The sequence below is a fragment of the Elstera litoralis genome, from assembly GCF_000963705.1.
Lineage (GTDB): Bacteria > Pseudomonadota > Alphaproteobacteria > Elsterales > Elsteraceae > Elstera > Elstera litoralis.
Genome location: NZ_LAJY01000832.1, coordinates 1 through 639, shown reverse-complemented (window position 1 = coordinate 639; position 639 = coordinate 1). Strand labels below are relative to the sequence as shown.

Sequence of the window (639 nt, the reverse complement as noted above, 5' to 3'; positions counted from 1 at the left end):
ACGCACAGGAAGACGACGACGCCCACAACTTTCTGACCAATTTTCATCGTTCCGCTCCTCTTGCCTAACGGGGTGCGAGGAATAGGGCGGCGGCAAACGCCCAACCTGACCAGTCGGTCAAGCAATACTCGCGCCAGCCGCCGGGACACGAAAAAAGGGGAGGCTTTCGCCTCCCCTTGATCCCGTTTCAAACCACTGTGCGCGCTAGAGCGTGCGGGCTTCTTCGACGATTTCGAAGCATTCGATCATGTCGCCGATCTTAAGATCATTGTAATTATCGAAGGCCATACCGCATTCGAAGCCCTGTCTCACTTCCTTCACTTCTTCCTTGAAGCGGCGGAGCGTTTTCAGCGTGCCTTCGTGGATAACCACATTGTCGCGCAGCAGGCGAACCTTGTTGCCGCGCTTCACCAGACCTTCGGTAATCATGCAACCCGCAACGCTGCCCGACTTGGTAAGCTGGAAGACTTCGCGGATTTCGGCGTAGCCAGGAAGTTTTCGCGCATTTCCGGCGCGAGCATGCCCGAGAGCGCCGCTTTTACGTCATCGACCACATTGTAGATGATCGAGTAGTAGCGGATCTCGACATTGTCGCGGCGGGCCAATTCGCGGGCTTGGGCATTGGCGCGCACGTTGAAA

General features: G+C 56.7%; 1 pseudogene. It reads right to left on the bottom strand.

Annotation, left to right across the window (positions count from 1 at the left end):
* Window positions 1-204: 204 nt before the first annotated feature.
* Window positions 205-639, bottom strand: a pseudogene (locus VZ95_RS23485) (EF-Tu/IF-2/RF-3 family GTPase); the annotation flags it as partial.